Genomic DNA, 16,638 nt, shown 5'->3' on the forward strand with positions numbered 1-16,638 from the left:
ACGCATGTCGAAGCCGCTGGAAGTCGTGAACGCCGTGCTGGACGCGGGCTTCGAGGGCCTGGGGCCGCTGTGCAGCGCGACGGCGCTGGCGGACGAGTACCTGCGCGACACGCGCTACGCGCACCACGACGCGCGCGTCGATTCGCTCATCCACTGGGAGACGGGGAAGCTGTTCACCACGGGCTTCCTGTCCGGGCTGGGCGGCCTGCTCACGCTGCCCGTGTCGCTGCCCGCGGGCCTGGGCGTGTCGTGGGCGGTGCAGGCGCGGCTGGTGGGGGCCATTGCCCGCATCCACGGGCATGACGTGGAGGAGGACCGCGTGCGGACCCTCACGCTGCTGGCCATCGTGGGGGACATTGGCAAGGAAGTGGTGAAGCAGGCCGGCATCGAAATCAGCCAGCACCTGGGCATGCGCGCGCTGGAGGCCGTGCCGAAGCAGGCGCTGAGCAGCATCAACCGCGCGGTGGGCTTCCGGCTGGTGAGCAAGGCGTCGCAGAAGGGCGTCGTGAACCTGTCCAAGGTGGTGCCGCTGGCCGGTGGGCTGGTGGGCGGCGCGGTGGACGCGCTCGCGTGCCGCGCGGTGGGGGCCACGGCCCGGCGGTTGTTCGCGCCAGGACCGGGGGCCCTGGTGCCCGTGTCGCCTGGATGACCGGGCGCGGGGCTTGTCGTTGACGGTGGGCCTGCGCGCTGGAGTCATCCGGGCGCATGGGCCGCCTCCTTGTCCTCCTCGTCGCGCTGGGCCTCTGTGTTGGAGGGTGCCGGCGCTCGTCCGAGGAGTCGGGCACCGGAGGCCGCACCCGCATCGTCTTCAAGTTCCAGCCGCTGTGGGGAGACCCGAAGCCGTTCCGTGAGTTGCTGGCGCGGTACGAGCGCGCCAATCCGGACGTGGAGCTGGTGACGGAGGCGCTGCCGAACGCGTCGGACCTGGCGCACCAGTTCTTCCTCACGTCGTTGCAGGGCGGGGCCACGGACTTCGACGTGCTGGTGGCGGATGTCGTCTGGGTGCCGGAGTTCGCTCGCGCGGGCTGGGTGGCGGACCTGTCCGAGGAGTTTCCTCCCGAGCGCCTGCGCAAGGAGTTCCTGCCCGGGCCGGTGGACGCCGTCGTGATGAACGGGCGCACGTACGCGGTGCCCTGGTACGTGGACGTGGGCGTCCTCTACTACCGCACGGACCTGGTGCCTCGCGCGCCGCGCACCTACGAGGAGCTGCGGCGCTTCACCCGCGATGCGATGGCGAAGGCGCCCGGCATCCAGGGCTATGTGTGGCAGGGCCGGCAATATGAGGGCCTCACCTGCAACGTGTACGAGGCCATCTGGGGCCACGGCGGCCAGTCGCTGGGCGAGGACGGGCGCGTGCTCCTGGAGACGGAGCCCGCGCGCGAGGCGCTGGCGTATCTGCATGGGCTCATCGCGGACGGGCTGTCTCCCCAGACGGTCACGGGCTTTGGCGAGGAGGAGTCGCGGCGCGTGTTCCAGGAGGGGCGCGCGGTGTTCATGCGCAACTGGCCCTATGCGTGGAGCGAGGCGCAGGCGGAGGGCTCGCCCATCCGGGGCAAGGTGGGCATCGCGCCGCTGCCGACGAAGGATGGACAGCCGGGGTGGGGGACGCTGGGCGGGTGGCAGCTCGCGGTGAACGCGCATGTGTCGCCCGCGCGTCGCAAGGCGGCGGCCCGGCTCATCGCGCACCTGACGTCGCCGGAGGCGAACCGCGTGCTGGCGCTGCACTACGCGCGCAACCCGCCCCGCCTGGCGCTGTATGACGACCCGCAACTGCGCGCGGAGGAGCCGTTCATCGCGAGCCTGAAGGAGGCGCTGGTGCGGGCGCGCCCCCGGCCGGTGACGCCGTACTACCTGCTCATCGCGGACGTGCTCCAGAGCGAGTTCTCCGCCGCCGTGGCGGGCCTGCGGACTCCGGAGGTGTCGCTCACGCGCGCGCAGAAGCAGGTGGATCACCTGACCGGTGAGCAGCCACGGGAGGAGCCGGAGTGAGGGGCGTGGGTTCGCAGGCTCGGGAGCGGCGGCAGGCGTACCTGCTGGTGGCGCCGGCCGTCCTGGTGCTGGCCGTGGTGGCGCTGTACCCGGTGCTGGCCGCGATGTGGCTGAGCCTGCACCGCTTCATCCTGGTGTTCGGTGAGCGGCGCTTCACGGGGCTGGAGAACTACGTCTACCTGATGGGGGACTCGCGCTTCTGGTCCGCGCTGGGGAACACGGCGTACTTCACGGCGGTGGCGGTGACGGTGGAGTTGCTGCTCGCGGTGCCGCTGGCGCTGCTGCTCAACCGCGCGTTCCCGGGGCGGGGCCTGCTGCGCGCGTCGGTGCTGGTGCCGTGGGCGATTCCCACGGTGGTGAGCGCCCGGCTGTGGGCGTGGATGTTCAACCCGGACTACGGGCTCATCAACCGGCTGCTGGGGGGCGCGGAGATCAACTGGCTGGGAGCGCCGGGGTATGCGTTGCACGCGGCCATCCTGGTGGACGTGTGGAAGACGACGCCCTTCGTGGCGCTGCTGGTGCTGGCGGGGCTGCAGGGGATTCCGGAGGACCTCTACAAGGCGGCGCGCGTGGACGGGGCGTCGGGGTGGCGGCAGTTCCGGTCCATCACGATTCCCCTGTTGAAGCCCGCGCTGCTGCTGGCGGTGCTGTTCCGGTCGCTGGATGCGTTCCGCGTGTTCGACGCCATCTACGTGCTGACGGAGGGCGGGCCCGCGAACACGACGGAGACGCTGAGCATCTACGCGTACAAGACGCTGATGCGCTCCGGGGACTTCGGGTACGGCAGCACGCTGTCGGTGGCGACGTTCCTGGGCGTGGTGCTGCTGGCGGTGGTGTGGCTGCGCTGGCTGGGGCGCGAGGAGGGGCGGCGATGAAGCGGCCAGGGCTGGGCACGGCGCTGGCCGTGGTGGCGTTCCTCACGTTCTTCCTGGGGCCGTTCCTGTGGCAGGTGCTGACGAGCCTGTGGCCGGACGGCGAGCTGACCCGGCCGTGGCCTTCTCACCTGACGGGGGCGAACTACGAGAGCGTGTTGTTCGGGCGGCCGTTCCTGTGGGCGGTGTTGAACTCGCTGGTGGTGGCGACGCTGACGACGGTGTTCTGCCTCACGGTGGGCGCGTCCGCGGCGTTCGCGCTGGCGAAGCTGGAGTTCCGGGGGAGGGGGCTGCTGCTGTCCGCGGCGCTGGGCGTGTCGATGTTCCCGCCCATCGCGACGGTGAGCCCGCTGTACCTCATCCTCAACGCGGTGGGGCTGCGGGACAGCCTGGTGGGACTGGCGCTGCCGTACACGACGTTCGCGCTGCCGTTGACGCTGTGGGTGCTGACGTCGTTCTTCCGCCAGCTGCCGGACGAGCTGTACCGGGCGGCGCGGGTGGATGGGTGCACGCCGGTGGGCGCGTTCCGGAGGGTGCTGTTGCCCCTGGCGGCGCCGGGCCTGGCGACGACGGCCATCCTGGTCTTCATCTTCGCGTGGAACGAGTTCCTCTACGCGCTGACGTTCCTCTCCACGCCGGAGAAGCGCACGGTGCCGGTGGCCATCAGCCTCTTCGCCAGTGAGTACAAGGAACCGTGGGGAGAGATCGCCGCCGCGTCGGTGGTGGCCACGCTTCCGCTGGTGGTGCTCACCGTGCTGTTCCAGCGGCGCATCGTGTCCGGGCTCACGGCCGGCGCGGTGAAGGAGTAGGCCTACGGACGGCTTCGCGCGCGGGGCAGCCAGTAGTCGGGCTTGCGACGCAGGTGCGCGATGGCGAGCACCACCACGTCTTCGTCGTGGACGAGGTAGGGCAGGGCGAAGGGGTGGTCCGGAAGCAGGAAGCGGCGGATGGGTGGCGTGTGATGGAGCAGAGGCCAGAGGGGCCAGCGGTCTGGATGCGCGTGGATGGAGTCCATCGCCAGATACACGGTGTCGGAGAAGCGGTCACCGAGGCCTGTGCGCTGGTCGTCGTACCAGTCGATGACCTCGAGCAGCTCCGGTTCGGCAGCGCGATGCAGTCGGATGCCCATACGGGGTGGAGTGCACCTAGCGCTGACGTCGCCTCTGCTCGCGCCGCTCCTCTATTCTTTTTTTCACGTCGTCCCAGTCGAGAAGCTCCGCCGTCCCATCAAGGACTTCCTGGGCACGGCGGCTGATTTCCTCGCCCCAGGAAGCCTCGATGTCAGGGGCATCCGCGTCTGACACCTCACGCATGAGCCGGGCGCGGTCTTCCGGCGAAAGTTGCAAAACCTGGGCAATCAGCTCGTCCACGGTCGCCATCCACATCATTGTAGCTCCTCCATGCGTTACGTGCTCGTGCGGTGGAGGAGCCTTCCTACCTGGAGGGTCTGACAGTTAGCGGCCTACCGCCTCGACCTCCGCCCAGAGGCGCTTGTCCTCCAGCGCCGTGTCCAGCGGCGCCCGTCGCTCCGCGATTCGCAGGAGCACGGCGGCCAGCTGGTCCAGGTGCATGGGCTTCAGCTTGTGCAGCAGCGGCAGCTTGCCCAGCGTGTGCAGGATGCCGGGCGGCGCGTGGTATTCGCCCTCCAGCGCGGGGGGCCGCACCATCGTGTAGGGGAGGCCGCTCTCGCGGACGATGCGCTCCGCTTCCGCCTTGGCCTTGAGGTACGCGCCCACCGGGCTTCCCGCTCCCACCGACGTGAGCAGGATGAAGTGGTCCACCCCCGCGGCCTTCGCCGCGTCCACCAGCTGCCGCGTGGTGCCGATGTCGCTTGTCTCGTAGGTGTCGCCCGCCGCGAAGCGCTTGCGCATCGTGCCGATGAGCTGGAGCACCGTCGTGCTGCCCTTCATCGCCTCCACCAGCGCGGGCCCGTCCGCCAGCTCCAGCACCGCCTTCTTCGGCCAGTGGTTCGCGGGCTCCGTGTTCGCGCTCTTGGGGCGTACGTGCGGCGTCACGGAGACGCCCTGGGCCAGGGCCTGCCGCATCAGCGTGCGGCCCGTCGCGCCCGTGGCGCCCGCGACGAAGAGATGACGAGGCGCTGCACTGCTCATGGCGATGCCTCCCGGGCCCTGGCTGCACGGCCCTGGAGCACTTCTTGAGCACACAGCCCGTCCCTTGCCCACTGTTTCCAGGGGGCACGCGTGAAAGCGGACAGCCGGCCTTCAGCGCCCGGCGCGCTCGGCCTGGACCTCGCGCGCCTTCGTGAGGTCGTCCAGGAAGATGGCTTCCAACTGACGTGCCGCCTCCACGTCCTCCAGGACCAGCGAACCTTCCTCCAGCAGATTGAACGACAGCGCGTCGTAGTTGATGGACCCCACCAGCACGAGCCGGTCATCCACCAGCATCGTCTTCGCGTGCATCATCGACGGCTGGTACTCCCAGAGGCGCACGCCCGCCGCTCGCAGCGTGTCGTAGGTCTGGCGCTGGAGCACCGTGATGGCCCGCTGATCATTCTTGTCCCCCGGCGCCAACACCCGCACGTCCACGCCCGCGCGTGCCTTCTCCACCAGCAGCGCCGTCAGCGCGTCGTTGGGCGTGAAGTACGCCTGCGAAATCCACAGCCGCTTCTTCGCCGCCTTCACCATCAGCTGCGTCAGCCGCTCCGCGCGCGTCACCTCCGGGTTCGCCGTGCTGCTGACGAAGGCCGCCCAGCCTTCACCCGCGGCGTCCAGGCCGGGCTGCTCCACCGACAGCGTGGGGAAGTCCGTCTGGGGCAACAGCTCGCCCGTCGTCTCCTGCCAGTTCTCCGCGAACGCCTGCTGGAGTTGCGCCACCACCGGGCCCTGGACCCGCACGTTGGTGTCGCGCCATTCCTTTTCGTTGCGCGCGTCGCCCAGCCACTCGTCCTGGATGGCGAGCCCGCCGGTGACGGCCACCTTGCCGTCCACCACGAGAATCTTGCGGTGGTTGCGCGCCAGGTTCTCGTCCGCCGGCAGCGGGCGGAACAGGTGGGCCTCGCAGCCGGCCGCCTCCAGCCGGGGCTTCACCTCCGTCTCGAAGGGACCGCTGCCCAGCGGATCCACCAGGACGCGGCAGTGCACGCCCTTCTTGGCCCGCTCGGCCAGTGCTTCAATCATGCGGTCGGACGCACGGCCCGGCCGCCAGATGAACATCACGATGTGGATGGAGGCGCGGACCCGGCCGATTTCTTCCACCATCACGTCGAATACGGCGCCGTTGTTCGCCCACCGGATGCGGTTGCGCGGCTCCATCCGCACACCCGTCGTCTGGTACAGCGCCGATGCGAAGCCCGCCCCACGCGAACCCACCTGCCCCGTGAGCTGGAATGGACGGGACGACTCCTTCGTGTTGCACGCGGACGGACATCCCGCGAGCAGCAACGCCCCCAACATTCCCCCCAACCATCGCCCGCCCTTGCCCACGTCCGTTGCCCGCGCCTCCTGACCTTCAGGGGTAGGCACCCCCGGGTGACGTGTCACCCGTCAGCGCGAGACGAGTGTTCTCTGTCCACGGAGTGGGTGTGCGCACAGGGAGGTGAGGTAGGCATGTCGATCTCCGGCGACGTGGGCCGTCTTTTTCGACGAAACCCCGCTGTCCCCCGAAAGGTCCGTCCCATGGCCCGCTACCTGATGCTGCTGCACGAGAACCCCGCCACCTTCGCCGCCATGTCCCCCGCCGAGTCGCAGGCCATCGTGGAGGAGTACGCCCGGTGGAGTGACGGGCTGCTCCAGGAGGGCCGCCTGCTCCAGGGCGAGAAGCTGCGCGACGAGGGCGGCCGGCGCCTGAAGCCGCAGGGTGGACAGGTGCTCGTGTCGGACGGGCCGTACGCGGAGGTGAAGGACGTGGTGGGCGGCCTCTTCATCCTGTCCGCGGATTCGTATGACGCCGCCGTGGCCCTGGCCCGGACGTGCCCGCACCTGCGCTACGGCGGTGAAGTCGAGCTTCGCGCCATCGAAGAGGTCTGACGGCGTGTCCTCCGTGACGCAGGCGCTGGAGCTGGCCTTTCGCGAGTGGTCCGCGGGGCTCGTCGCGGCCCTGGCCCGGCGCGTGGGGCTGGGGCGGTTGGACCTGGCGGAGGACTCGGTGCAGTTCGCCATGCTCCAGGCGGCGCGGACGTGGGGCTTCCACGGCATCCCGGAGCAGCCGCGTGCATGGCTGCTGCGGGTGGCGTTGAACCGGCTGACGGACCTCTTGCGGCAGCGCGCGCCGGAGGTGCCGGAGGGCTCGGAGTCCGTGGAGGAGGCCGGGCCTCCGGAGGAGCCCACGCGCTTCGCGGCGGAGCTTCCGGATGATGCGCTGCGGTTGCTCTTCGCGTGCTGTCATCCGGCACTCTCCCGCGAGATGCAGGTGACGCTCACGCTGAAGGTGGCGTGTGGCTTCTCCGTGCGGGAGGTCGCGGCCGCGCTGCTCGCGGACGAGCCCACCGTGGCGCAGCGGCTGGTGCGCGCGAAGCGGACGCTGCGCACCTGCCGCGCCGCGCTGGAGGTGCCGTCTCCCGAGGAACTGCCGGAGCGGCTGGACGCGGTGCACGCCGCGCTCTACCTGCTCTTCAACGAAGGCTACGAAGCCTCCGAGGGGCATGACCTGTCCCGCGCGGAGCTGTGCTCGGAGGCGCTGCGGCTGGCGGAGGTGCTGCTGTCGCATCCGGGAGTCGTGACGCCGGAGGGCCATGCGCTGGCGGCGCTGTTCTGCTTCCGCACCGCGGGGCTTCCAGGCCGCGTGGATGCGCGGGGCGCGTTCGTGCCGCAGGAGGCGCGAGCCGGGACGGAGTCGTCGCCCCTGTTGATGGCGCGAGGGCTGTGGCACCTGCGCGCTTCCATGGGGACGGTGCTGACGCCGCTGCACCTGGAGGCGGAGATCGCCCTCGTGCACGCGAAGACGTCCACGCCGGGGCCGGAGGACAGCGCCCGGTTGCTGCGGCTGTACGACGCGCTGCTTGCGCTCAAGCCGTCGCCCATCGTCGCGCTGGGACGGGTGGTGGCGCTGTCGCGCGTGCGTGGGCCGGCCGAGGCGCTGGAGGCGTTGGGCCGCCTGCGCTGGGAACCCGTGCTGCGGCGGTATCCGTACCGCTTCGCCGTGGAGGGCATGCTGCTGGAGCAGGCAGGGGCGCGGAGCCGGGCGGCGGATTGCTTCCGTCAGGCCGCGGCGCTGGCGCGGACACCTCCGCAACGGGAGTACCTGCTCTCCCGGGCCCGAGCCTGCGAGTAGGAGGCCGCGTGCTACCGTCCTTCCCGGTCGAGATACCGGGAGCGGACATGGCGTTGAGCACGTCGGCGGAGTTCCAGGCGCAGCTGAGGCGGGAGGCCCATCCGCTGGCTCCCATCGCGTCGCGGCGGGATGAGTTCGTCCAGCCATTCTGCGCCGCGCTCGATGCGTTCCATGCGGACTGGAGCGGGTGGGGAAAGACGACGTACTACTTCACGGGGAAGCAGACGTGGGTGGACGCGAAGCTGAGGGCGCTCGATGCGGCGGAGCACCTGCTGTACCTGCTCTGCGACCTGGAGCAGGAGCGGCTCGCGGGTTCGAAGGCGTCCCGTCTGGTGTTGATGCGGCTGCTGGTGGAGATCCAGGAGAAGCACATCGAGATGGTGGACTACGTCCACACGAAGAACCTGAAGCTCTACACGCCGGACCGCGCGACGTTGGACCCCGACGAACTCGACCAATTGGACGAGGACTGGGACGCACTGCGGAACGGGACGGGCGCGGTGCGGCTGCCCGTCGGTCCCGAGTACGCGCGCGGCAACCGCGAGGTGCGTGCCATCCACGCCCGGCTGTTGTCGCGGCCTCATGGCCGGGAGTTGATGCGGTGGATCCTCGAGGACACGGAGGAACAGCCGGAGTGGCCGGTGACGCTGGTGCTCACCCAGGCCTTCACGCCCTCCGCCAACTTCCGGCAGAAGGTGGAGGTCAACAAGCTGCGACTGGCGGCGACGGCCGAGGAGCTCGAGCGCTTGAAGGCCGAATACGAGGAGATGGACCAGGAGCTGACCCGCCTGGAGGAGGCCGCGCAGCAGGACAATGAAAGCTGGGGCGAGCTGCGCAAACGTCTGATGTCGTCGTCGAAGCCCTACGCGGACCTGAGGACTCGACGCGATACCGTGGGCGCGCGCATGGGGGAGCTGGAGGTGGAGCTCGGTTGGTATGACGAAGACGGCCACGGCGAGGACTATCTGCTGAGCGAACCGGCGCCAGGGCTCGCGGGAAAGGGTTCCGGACGCGGCTCCCGGCTCAGCCTGCGCTCCGGGCTGCGCGACAGCACGCAGCGCAACTATTCCCGCGCCCAGCATCCCATCCCCGCGCCGGCGTTCATCGTCTACGGGCACGAGCTCATCCACGTCCTGCAGAACCGCTATCCGACACGGATGGTGCTGGAGCCCCAGGCGTACGCGCGCGAGCACACGAAGCACCGCTACAGCAACAGCACGGAGCACGAGACCATCCGCGCGCTGCGCAAGCTCCGCACGAATGCGCACCTGCCCTTCTACGAGAACAAGCTCCGTGAGGAGCACCAGCTCACGATGCGCAAGCACCACACGGGCACATCGGCTTTCGAGCTGGGCGAGACGGACTGAAGGGGCTGCTGCGGCCCCCAGCTATCGGAAATAGTGGGATGGCCTGCGGCGGCGCGACCGCTTGGTGCTCGTGGGGTTCTTGCTCTTTCCGCTCATCCCTGTCGTGGGGTGGTCCTTGCAGGGACGTCCTGGAGAGGTGCGCATGCGAATGACGTTGCTGGTGCTGGTTGTGGTGGTCGCGGCATGTGCATCCGAGCCGCGTGCGCGGAGCTTTGGCTACGCGCCGGGTGGAACGTCCGTCTTCTCTGGGGCGGAGCAACGACAACGACCCGTGCATCGCCAGGGCGCACGTGAAAGCGATGCACTGACGCGCGATGCGGTCCTCGCGGGCATTGCCGATGTGAAGGGCTCGCTCGGTAGCGTTGAGGCCGCGCTTTCCAAGCTGTCGAATCGTCCTCCGCCTCTCTTGGGATGGAGCCTCAAAGGCGTCTTCACCCGCTACCTCGACCACGGCTCCAGTCAGGTGACGTGGATGAAGGGTTCGCTTGGGAGTGCCGCCGGGCTGACTCGCGTGGCTTCGGAGGTGGAAGACGCGGACATGGAGCAGGGGCTCCTGCGCATGACGGGGCCGAAGCTCCAGGCGGCCATGTTCGGCACTCTGCTGCTGGCCACCTGGGTGGACTTCCTCCAGCTCGCGGACGCGGTGCTCCGGAACTGTCCGACGTGCAGTGTCGAGAAGCTTTTCGTCGACCTGTATCGCGTGCAGGAGTTGATGGATCCCGCGCTGGCGGACCTTGCATCCCAGGACCCGGCGCGGGTGGAAGCAGCGGCGGTGGCGATGCCCGAGTTGATGGGGAAGCTGACCCGTGAGTTCGACGCGATCCATCGGGAGACCCGCGCGAGCATGAAGCTTGGTGGGCAGGTCGTCGCGGCGGTGCGGGCGGTGGAGATGGTCGCGATGATTTCCATGCTGAAGGTGTCCCTGCCGCGGCTGCCTCCCTCAGCCCCCGCGACGCTGGGCGTGGGCTTCGTGATGAGCTCAGGCGGAGTCATGACGGGCTCACGGCTGGTGGTCTCCGCCGAGTGGGTGGAGATGATGCGAAGGCTGGTGCGGGCGGGCGTCATCTCCGTCCCCGCTGTCAGCTCGGCTGTGCTCATCCACGGTGGCCAGGTGCTGATGGCGCAAGCGCCTCGGGACCTGCCCAAGGGCGTGCGTGAAGCGCTGGGTGACAGCCCCGAGGTGCGCGGGATGCATCAAACCGGCAGGGCAGGGGCGGGGATGTCCGATGCCCCGAAACATCATGTGCTGCCGCAAGAGCACCGTGAATGGTTCGAGCAGCGCGGCTTCAAGGGAGACATGGACATCGACCAGTTCTGCGTTCGCTTGGAGCAGGCCCACCACGAAGCGATTCACGGCGGTGGTCACTGGGGGATGGGCCGCGAATGGCCCGGCGAATGGAACCGGATGATCATGCGGGCACTCAGCAGGGCTGAGAGCGAGACAGGACGGATGTTGACGCGAAATGAGATCCTGCAGATTGTCGCAAGGAACATGAGGACTCATAAGCTCCCGATGAACTTCGTTCCTGGGAGAAGGAGATGATCGGAGACCGTTCCTGGGAGGGCAATTGGAAGGCTCGGCTGTTCGAGCGGGTCCGCGAGCGTGGGTTCAGCTCAGTGACGGCCTTTGCCGAAGCGCGACCTGCCGTCCCGCTGTACCTCCTCGCCGAGGAGCTCGGGAAGGATGACATCGCAGGGGTTCAGGTATTGAGAGGGCTGCTCGACGAAGCGAAGCGTCGCAAGCAAGTCACGCGCTTTGTTCGTGATGTGCTCGTGCGCGAATTGTCCGAAGGGCTTCCTGACGGTTGGCCGCCCACGATGGACGACGAAAACCGCTTCCAGATCGCCCAGGCACTCGGCTGCTGGTACGGGCACATTCCAGAGACCCACCTGGAGCGTGCCGATCAGCTCATGGCAGCGCTTCGCGCCAATCCGCCCCCAGCGGGCTGGCGCCCGCTGGGCCCTGACGACGAACTGCTCCGCACGCTCCTCCCCGACGACGAAGCGTGATTACTTCCGAGTATCCCCCGGCGGCGTGGCCACCACCTCGCGTCCCAGCTCCAACATCGTGGCGCTCTCCGACGGATCCGGGCGCTTGTCTCGCAGGGTGACGAACTCCTCCGCCGCCGTGGGGTGGATGCCCACCGTGGCGTCGAGCTGCTTCTTCGTCACGCCGCACTTCAGCGCCACCGCGAGCCCCTGGATGATCTCCGGTGCGTCCGCTCCCACCATGTGGAAGCCCAGCACCCGCTCCGTGCCTCGCTCCACCACCACCTTCATCATCGACCGCTCATCCCGGCCCGTCAGCGTGTGCTTCATGGGGCGGAAGCTGGAGACGTAGACGTCCACCTTGCCGTACCGCTCGATGGCCTCTCGCTCCGTGAGCCCCACCGTGCCCACCGGCGGCTGACTGAACACGGCGGACGGGACGTTCTCGTGGTCCATCGTCACCGGGTTGTTCCGGTACAGCGTCTCCACCATCGCGCGCCCCTCCGCGATGGCCACTGGCGTGAGGTTCAGCCGGTCCGTCACGTCCCCCACCGCGTAGATGCTCTCCACCGAGGAGCGCGACTGCGCGTCCACCACCACGGCGCCGCGTTCGTTCAGCTTCACCCCCGCCTCCTCCAGGCCCAGGCCCTGCGTGTTGGGCACGCGGCCGGTGGAGTACAGCACCGCGTCCACCTCCAGCGTGTCCCCCATGCGCGTCAGCAGGCTGAGCGTGCCGTCCTCGCGCTTCTCGATGTCCTGCACGAAGGTCTCCGGGCGGATGTCCACGCCCTTCTTGCGCATCTCCTGCGTCAGCGCCGCGCGGATGTCGTTGTCGAAGCCTCGCAGCACCGTGTCGCCGCGAATCAGCATCGTCACCTTCGCGCCCAGCGCCGCGAAGATGCCCGCGAACTCCACGCCGATGTAGCCGCCTCCCACCACCGCCACCCGGCGCGGCAGCGCGGGCAACTCCAGCGCCTGCTCGGACGTGAGCGCGTGCTCGATGCCCGTCACCTCCGGCAGGTAGGGCCTCCCGCCCGTGGCCACCAGGATGCGCTCCGCCGTGTAGCGCTTGCCCGAGACCTCCACCGTGTGCGCGTCCACCACCCGGCCCCGGCCCTCCACCAGCGTCACGCCCGCGTCGCGCAGGAGCCGCCCGTAGATGCCCGTCAGCCGGTCCAGCTCCTTCGCCTTCACCGCCTGGAGCTTCTTCCAGTCCAGCGCGGGGCCGTTCGCCGTCCAGCCGTAGCCGGCCGCGTCCTCGAAGTCGTAGCGGTAGTGCGCCGCGTACACGAGCAGCTTCTTGGGCACGCACCCGCGCAGCACGCACGTGCCGCCCACGCGCCCCTCCTCGCAGATGGCCACCTTCGCGCCGGAGGCCCCCGCTCGCCGGCTGGCCGCCACGCCGCCCGACCCCGCGCCCACTGTGAACAAGTCGAAGTCGTAGCCCGCCATCCGGTGTCCTCCCTGCGTCAAAAGTGATGTTTCAGCGCTCCAGAGGGAAGGAACCCTGCCGGGCCCCGCCCGCCGGGCTGCTCCCCAGGGTCCGAAGCGCCTCCTGCTTCGGCTGCCCCCGATACATTCAATCCCCCTCTCGCACGAGAAGGGGGGATATCCTTACCCGCGCGTAAGGGCGGCTCCCCCTCATGTCTCACCCCCCCTCCTGTCAGACCTCCCCCAGGGCGGATGCCCTGGATGCCGACACGTCTCCGGGCATGGATCCCGAAGTCGTCGGGCGCAGGTACCGCATCCTCGACCTGCTGGGTCGCGGGGGCGCGGGCACCGTGTGGCGCGCGCAGGACGGACTGTCCGGACCGGTGGCCCTCAAGCGGCTGCACAAGACGGTGGCGGACCTGGCGCGGCGTCCCGGCCGGGGCACCCCTTCCGCCTTCGCCACGCAGGGTATGGCGCTGTCGCTGGCCCATGAGTTCCAGACGCTGGTGTCGCTGCGCCACCCGCACGTCATCCGCGTGCTGGACTACGGCTTCGACTCGGAGGGCCGGCCCTACCTGGCCATGGACCTGCTGGAGGACGCGCGCACGCTGGTGGAGGCCGGCACGGACGCGCCCCTGGCGGTGCAGGTGGGGCTGCTCATCCAGACGCTCCAGGCGCTCGCGTACCTGCACCGGCGCGGCATCATCCACCGCGACCTGAAGCCCGGGAACGTGCTGGTGGTGCGCGGCCAGGTGAAGGTGCTCGACTTCGGCCTGGCCGTGGGCCGCGACCAGCAGGGCCGCCGCGCGCAGCCCGCGGGCACCCCCGGCTACCTGGCCCCGGAGCTCTTCGAGGACCAGCCCCCGTCCGAGCTGACCGACCTGTTCGGCTTCGGCGCCATGGCGTGCCAGATGTTCTTCGGCCGGCTGCCCCACGCGGGCCAGGTGTTCGCGACGCCGGGCTTCCCGCCCGCGCTCAAGGCGCTGCTGGAGCAACTGGTGGCGCCCGAAGCGCACCGCCGGCCGCGCGACGCGGAGGCCGTCATCACCGCGCTGAGCGACGCCGTGGGCCAGCCCCGGCCCGCGGAGTCCGCCGCCACGCGCGAGAGCTTCCTCCAGTCCGCGCGCTTCGTGGGCCGCGTGGCGGAGCGCGAGCACCTGACGGACGTGCTCGACGCGGCGCTCGCGGGCCAGGGCAGCGCGTGGCTCATCGGCGGCGAGAGCGGCGTGGGCAAGTCGCGCCTCCTGGAGGAGGTGCGCTCGCTGGCGCTGGTGCGTGGCGCGATGGTGCTGCGCGGCCAGGCGGTGGACACCGGCGGCGTGCCCTATCAGGAGTGGCGCGCGGTGCTGCGCTGGCTGCCCATGCTCACGGAGCTCTCCGACCGCGAGGCGCGCGTGCTCCGGCCGCTGGTGCCGGACATGGAGGCGCTGCTGGGCCGCGAGGTGCCCGCCGCGCCGGAGCTGGACGCGGACATGGCGCAGCTGCGCCTGCACCAGACGGTGGAGGACCTCTTTGCCCGCCTGTCGCAGCCCACCGTGGTCATCCTGGAGGACCTGCACCAATCGCACGCCGAATCGCTCCAGCTCCTCGCGCAGCTCGCGGCCCGGGCGCCGGGGCTGCCGCTGCTCTTGCTCGTGAGCTTCCGCGACGACGAGTCCCCGCAGCTGCCAGAGCGCCTACCCGGCACGCGCGTGCTGCGGTTGCAGCGGCTGAACGCGGAGGAGATCGCCCAACTGGGTGAGTCCATGCTGGGCGCCATCGGCCGCCGGCCCGACGTGGTGGAACTCTTGCGCCGCGAGTCGGAGGGCAACCCGTTCCTGCTGGTGGAGGTGGTGCGCGCGCTGGCGGAGGACGCGGGCGGCCTGGACCGGCTGGGCGCCGTCGCGCTGCCCCAGCGCGTGTGGGCGGGCGGGATGCGCGCGCTGGTGCAGCGCCGGCTGGAGAAGGTGCCTCGGGACGCGCGGGAGCTGCTGGACGTGGCGGCGCTCCTGGGCCGGGAGCTGGACCTGGCGGTGCTGGAGCGGGCCGCGCCCGGCGTGGACGTGGAGGCGTGGCTCACCGACTGCGCGGCGGCGGCGGTGCTGGACGTGGCCGACGGCCGCTGGCGCTTCGCGCACGACAAGCTGCGTGAGCGGTTGCTGGAGGACCTGTCCCCGGCGATCCGCCCCGTGCTCCACCGGCGCGCGGCCCTGGCGCTGGAGGCGGCGCATCCCTTGGGGCATGCCGCCGCGCTGTCGTACCACTGGGGGCAGGCCGGGGACGCGGCCCGTGAGTCGCATCACGCGCGGATCGCGGGCGAGGAGGCGCTGGCGGTGGGGGCGTGCCGCGAAGCGCTGCCGCTGCTCTCGCGGGCGCTGGCCGTCGCGCCCCAGGCCACGCCGCTGGAGCGGGGCCGCGTGGAGGCGCTGCTCGCGGAGGCGCAGTTCCAACTGGGAGACCTGGAGGCCTTCCGCGCGCACGCGGAGTCGGCGCTCGCGCACTTCGGCTGGCGCGTGCCCTCGTCGCGCGTGGCGTGGGTGCTGGGCACGCTGACGCAGGCGCTGGCCCGGCTGGCGCAGAGCGCACGGCCGGATGCGTACGTGGATGACTCCCGGCGGCGCCGGGAGTCGCGGCGGGTGGCGGGCCGGCTGCTGATGCGGCTCACCGACGCGTTCATCTACGCGCAGGAGGCGCTGCCGGTGCTCTGGAGCGGCCTGCGCATGCTCAACCTGTGCGAGCCCGCGGGGCCCACGCCGGAGCTGGCGCGCGGCTACACGGTGATGGCGGTGGTGGCGGGCACGGTGCCGGTGCACCGCGTGGCGGACGCGTGGGTGAAGCGGGCGCAGGAGGTGGCCGAGAGCGTGGGCCGCCCGGCGGACCTGGCCTACGTGCTCAACCGCAACGCGGTGTGCGCGGTGTACCAGGCGCGCTGGCAGGACGTGGAGACGTGGCTCGCTCGGGCGACGGCCATCGTGGACTCGGTGGGGGACCTGCGGCTGGCGGAGGAGTGCCGCGCGCTGCTCACCGTGTCCGCCATGTACCGGGGCCAGTTCTCGCGGGGCCTGCCGCTGATGGACTGGCTGGAGGCGTCCGCGGTGCGCCGGGGCTCGGCGCAGACGCAGCACTGGGCCCAGCACTACCGCGCCCACATGTTGCTGCGGCTGGGGGAGCACGCCCGGGCCCGCGTGGCGCTGGAGCCGGCGCTCGCGTGGACGGACGCGCATGGCGGCGCCACCGACCGCATCATCACGGACGGCACGCTGGCGCTCCTGTGCCTGCGCGAGGGCGACGCGGCGGGCGCGCGCGCGGCGGCGGAGAAGGCGCTGGTGCAGCTGTCCGCGGGCAAGCCGGTGGCGCACTTCGTCTACTTCGGCGCGACGGCGGTGGCGGAGGTGCTGCTCACGCTGTGGGCGCGCGAGACGCCCGGGCCCGGCTTGCAGGCGCTCACGCACAGCGCGCGGGCCGCGCTCCAAGAAGTGGAGCGCTTCGCGAAGGTGTTCCCCTTCGGTGAGCCCGCCGCGTGGCTGTGGCGCGGCTGCGAGGCGTGGCTCGCGGGCAAGCCCCGCAAGGCCTTCCGCGCGTGGAAGCGCTGCATCGCGGAGTCGGGCGCGCGGGGCATGCCCTACGAGGCGGCGCGCGCGCGGCTGGAGTGGGCGCGGCACCTGCCCTCGGGCGACGCGGAGCGCGCGGAGTTGCTCAAGCGGGCAGCGGAGGACTTCACCCGGCTGGGGGCGCGCGAGGACCTGGCGCGGACCCTGGCCGAACAGGGGACGGCAGGGTGA

15 protein-coding genes are annotated in these 16,638 nt (G+C 70.6%); 10 read left to right on the top strand and 5 right to left on the bottom strand.

Going from position 1 to position 16,638, the window contains the following annotated elements:
* Positions 1–4: 4 nt before the first annotated feature.
* From ACX114_RS00650 to ACX114_RS00665, 4 genes are read left to right on the top strand one after another with little or no spacing between them, the layout of a single operon-like run.
* Positions 5–649 carry an EcsC family protein gene (locus ACX114_RS00650; protein ID WP_459293652.1) on the top strand — a complete coding sequence of 215 codons (645 nt, stop codon included), beginning with the start codon at positions 5–7 and terminating at the stop codon, positions 647–649.
* A gap of 56 nt (positions 650–705) precedes the next feature.
* A complete protein-coding gene (locus ACX114_RS00655; RefSeq protein ID WP_459293654.1) occupies positions 706–1,989 on the top strand; it encodes an ABC transporter substrate-binding protein in 1,284 nt (427 codons plus the stop codon).
* Positions 1,986–2,864 (top strand): carbohydrate ABC transporter permease, encoded by an 879-nt coding sequence (locus ACX114_RS00660; RefSeq protein WP_459293656.1) that lies wholly within the window; start codon positions 1,986–1,988, stop codon positions 2,862–2,864. The genes ACX114_RS00655 and ACX114_RS00660 overlap by 4 nt, the downstream gene beginning before the upstream one ends.
* Positions 2,861–3,670, top strand: coding sequence for a carbohydrate ABC transporter permease (locus ACX114_RS00665; protein ID WP_014392992.1), 810 nt, complete (start codon positions 2,861–2,863; stop codon positions 3,668–3,670). Before ACX114_RS00660 ends, ACX114_RS00665 begins: the two co-directional genes overlap by 4 nt.
* A gap of 2 nt (positions 3,671–3,672) precedes the next feature.
* Here ACX114_RS00665 and ACX114_RS00670 read toward each other — a convergent pair whose 3' ends face one another.
* From ACX114_RS00670 to ACX114_RS00685, 4 genes are all read right to left on the bottom strand, one after another.
* Positions 3,673–3,990, bottom strand: coding sequence for a type II toxin-antitoxin system RelE/ParE family toxin (locus ACX114_RS00670; RefSeq protein WP_459293658.1), 318 nt, complete (start codon positions 3,988–3,990; stop codon positions 3,673–3,675).
* 16 nt (positions 3,991–4,006) lie between these two features.
* On the bottom strand, positions 4,007–4,231 hold the full coding sequence (locus ACX114_RS00675; protein ID WP_459293660.1) for an addiction module protein: 225 nt from the start codon (positions 4,229–4,231) through the stop codon (positions 4,007–4,009).
* 84 nt (positions 4,232–4,315) lie between these two features.
* Positions 4,316–4,972, bottom strand: coding sequence for an NAD(P)-binding oxidoreductase (locus tag ACX114_RS00680; protein WP_459293662.1), 657 nt, complete (start codon positions 4,970–4,972; stop codon positions 4,316–4,318).
* A gap of 111 nt (positions 4,973–5,083) precedes the next feature.
* Positions 5,084–6,274, bottom strand: a complete 1,191-nt coding sequence (locus tag ACX114_RS00685) for a phospholipase D-like domain-containing protein (RefSeq protein WP_459293664.1) — start codon at positions 6,272–6,274, stop codon at positions 5,084–5,086.
* 222 nt (positions 6,275–6,496) lie between these two features.
* On the opposite strand from ACX114_RS00685, the gene ACX114_RS00690 reads away from it, so the two are divergent.
* The 5 genes from ACX114_RS00690 to ACX114_RS00710 all read left to right on the top strand — a co-directional run bounded on the left by ACX114_RS00690 (position 6,497) and on the right by ACX114_RS00710 (position 11,467).
* On the top strand, positions 6,497–6,847 hold the full coding sequence (locus ACX114_RS00690) for a YciI family protein (protein WP_459293666.1): 351 nt from the start codon (positions 6,497–6,499) through the stop codon (positions 6,845–6,847).
* A 4-nt stretch (positions 6,848–6,851) separates the two neighbouring features.
* A complete protein-coding gene (locus ACX114_RS00695) occupies positions 6,852–8,090 on the top strand; it encodes an RNA polymerase sigma factor (RefSeq protein WP_459293668.1) in 1,239 nt (412 codons plus the stop codon).
* 47 nt (positions 8,091–8,137) lie between these two features.
* Positions 8,138–9,457, top strand: a complete 1,320-nt coding sequence (locus ACX114_RS00700) for a hypothetical protein (protein WP_459293670.1) — start codon at positions 8,138–8,140, stop codon at positions 9,455–9,457.
* Positions 9,458–9,599: 142 nt separating this feature from the next.
* Positions 9,600–11,000 carry a DUF2380 domain-containing protein gene (locus ACX114_RS00705; RefSeq protein ID WP_459293672.1) on the top strand — a complete coding sequence of 467 codons (1,401 nt, stop codon included), beginning with the start codon at positions 9,600–9,602 and terminating at the stop codon, positions 10,998–11,000.
* On the top strand, positions 10,997–11,467 hold the full coding sequence (locus tag ACX114_RS00710) for an NUDIX hydrolase (protein ID WP_459293674.1): 471 nt from the start codon (positions 10,997–10,999) through the stop codon (positions 11,465–11,467). The genes ACX114_RS00705 and ACX114_RS00710 overlap by 4 nt, the downstream gene beginning before the upstream one ends.
* Here ACX114_RS00710 and gor read toward each other — a convergent pair whose 3' ends face one another.
* On the bottom strand, positions 11,468–12,898 hold the full coding sequence (gene gor, locus ACX114_RS00715) for a glutathione-disulfide reductase (RefSeq protein WP_459293676.1): 1,431 nt from the start codon (positions 12,896–12,898) through the stop codon (positions 11,468–11,470).
* 260 nt (positions 12,899–13,158) lie between these two features.
* Here gor and ACX114_RS00720 point away from each other — a divergent pair, with 260 nt between their 5' ends.
* Entirely contained in the window at positions 13,159–16,638 is a 3,480-nt protein-coding gene (locus ACX114_RS00720) for a protein kinase domain-containing protein (RefSeq protein ID WP_459293678.1), read from the top strand.

Source organism: Corallococcus sp. M7, assembly GCF_054512695.1.

Bases quoted from the DNA above. Each gene is read 5' to 3' on its own strand.
- ACX114_RS00700 (WP_459293670.1), top strand. From the start codon at position 8,138: ATGGCGTTGAGCACGTCGGCGGAGTTCCAGGCGCAGCTGAGGCGGGAG.
- ACX114_RS00685 (WP_459293664.1), bottom strand. From the start codon at position 6,274: ATGTTGGGGGCGTTGCTGCTCGCGGGATGTCCGTCCGCGTGCAACACG.
- ACX114_RS00705 (WP_459293672.1), top strand. From the start codon at position 9,600: ATGCGAATGACGTTGCTGGTGCTGGTTGTGGTGGTCGCGGCATGTGCA.
- ACX114_RS00710 (WP_459293674.1), top strand. From the start codon at position 10,997: ATGATCGGAGACCGTTCCTGGGAGGGCAATTGGAAGGCTCGGCTGTTC.
- ACX114_RS00665 (WP_014392992.1), top strand. From the start codon at position 2,861: ATGAAGCGGCCAGGGCTGGGCACGGCGCTGGCCGTGGTGGCGTTCCTC.
- ACX114_RS00650 (WP_459293652.1), top strand. From the start codon at position 5: ATGTCGAAGCCGCTGGAAGTCGTGAACGCCGTGCTGGACGCGGGCTTC.
- ACX114_RS00720 (WP_459293678.1), top strand. From the start codon at position 13,159: ATGGATCCCGAAGTCGTCGGGCGCAGGTACCGCATCCTCGACCTGCTG.
- gor (WP_459293676.1), bottom strand. From the start codon at position 12,898: ATGGCGGGCTACGACTTCGACTTGTTCACAGTGGGCGCGGGGTCGGGC.
- ACX114_RS00690 (WP_459293666.1), top strand. From the start codon at position 6,497: ATGGCCCGCTACCTGATGCTGCTGCACGAGAACCCCGCCACCTTCGCC.
- ACX114_RS00670 (WP_459293658.1), bottom strand. From the start codon at position 3,990: ATGGGCATCCGACTGCATCGCGCTGCCGAACCGGAGCTGCTCGAGGTC.
- ACX114_RS00655 (WP_459293654.1), top strand. From the start codon at position 706: ATGGGCCGCCTCCTTGTCCTCCTCGTCGCGCTGGGCCTCTGTGTTGGA.
- ACX114_RS00680 (WP_459293662.1), bottom strand. From the start codon at position 4,972: ATGAGCAGTGCAGCGCCTCGTCATCTCTTCGTCGCGGGCGCCACGGGC.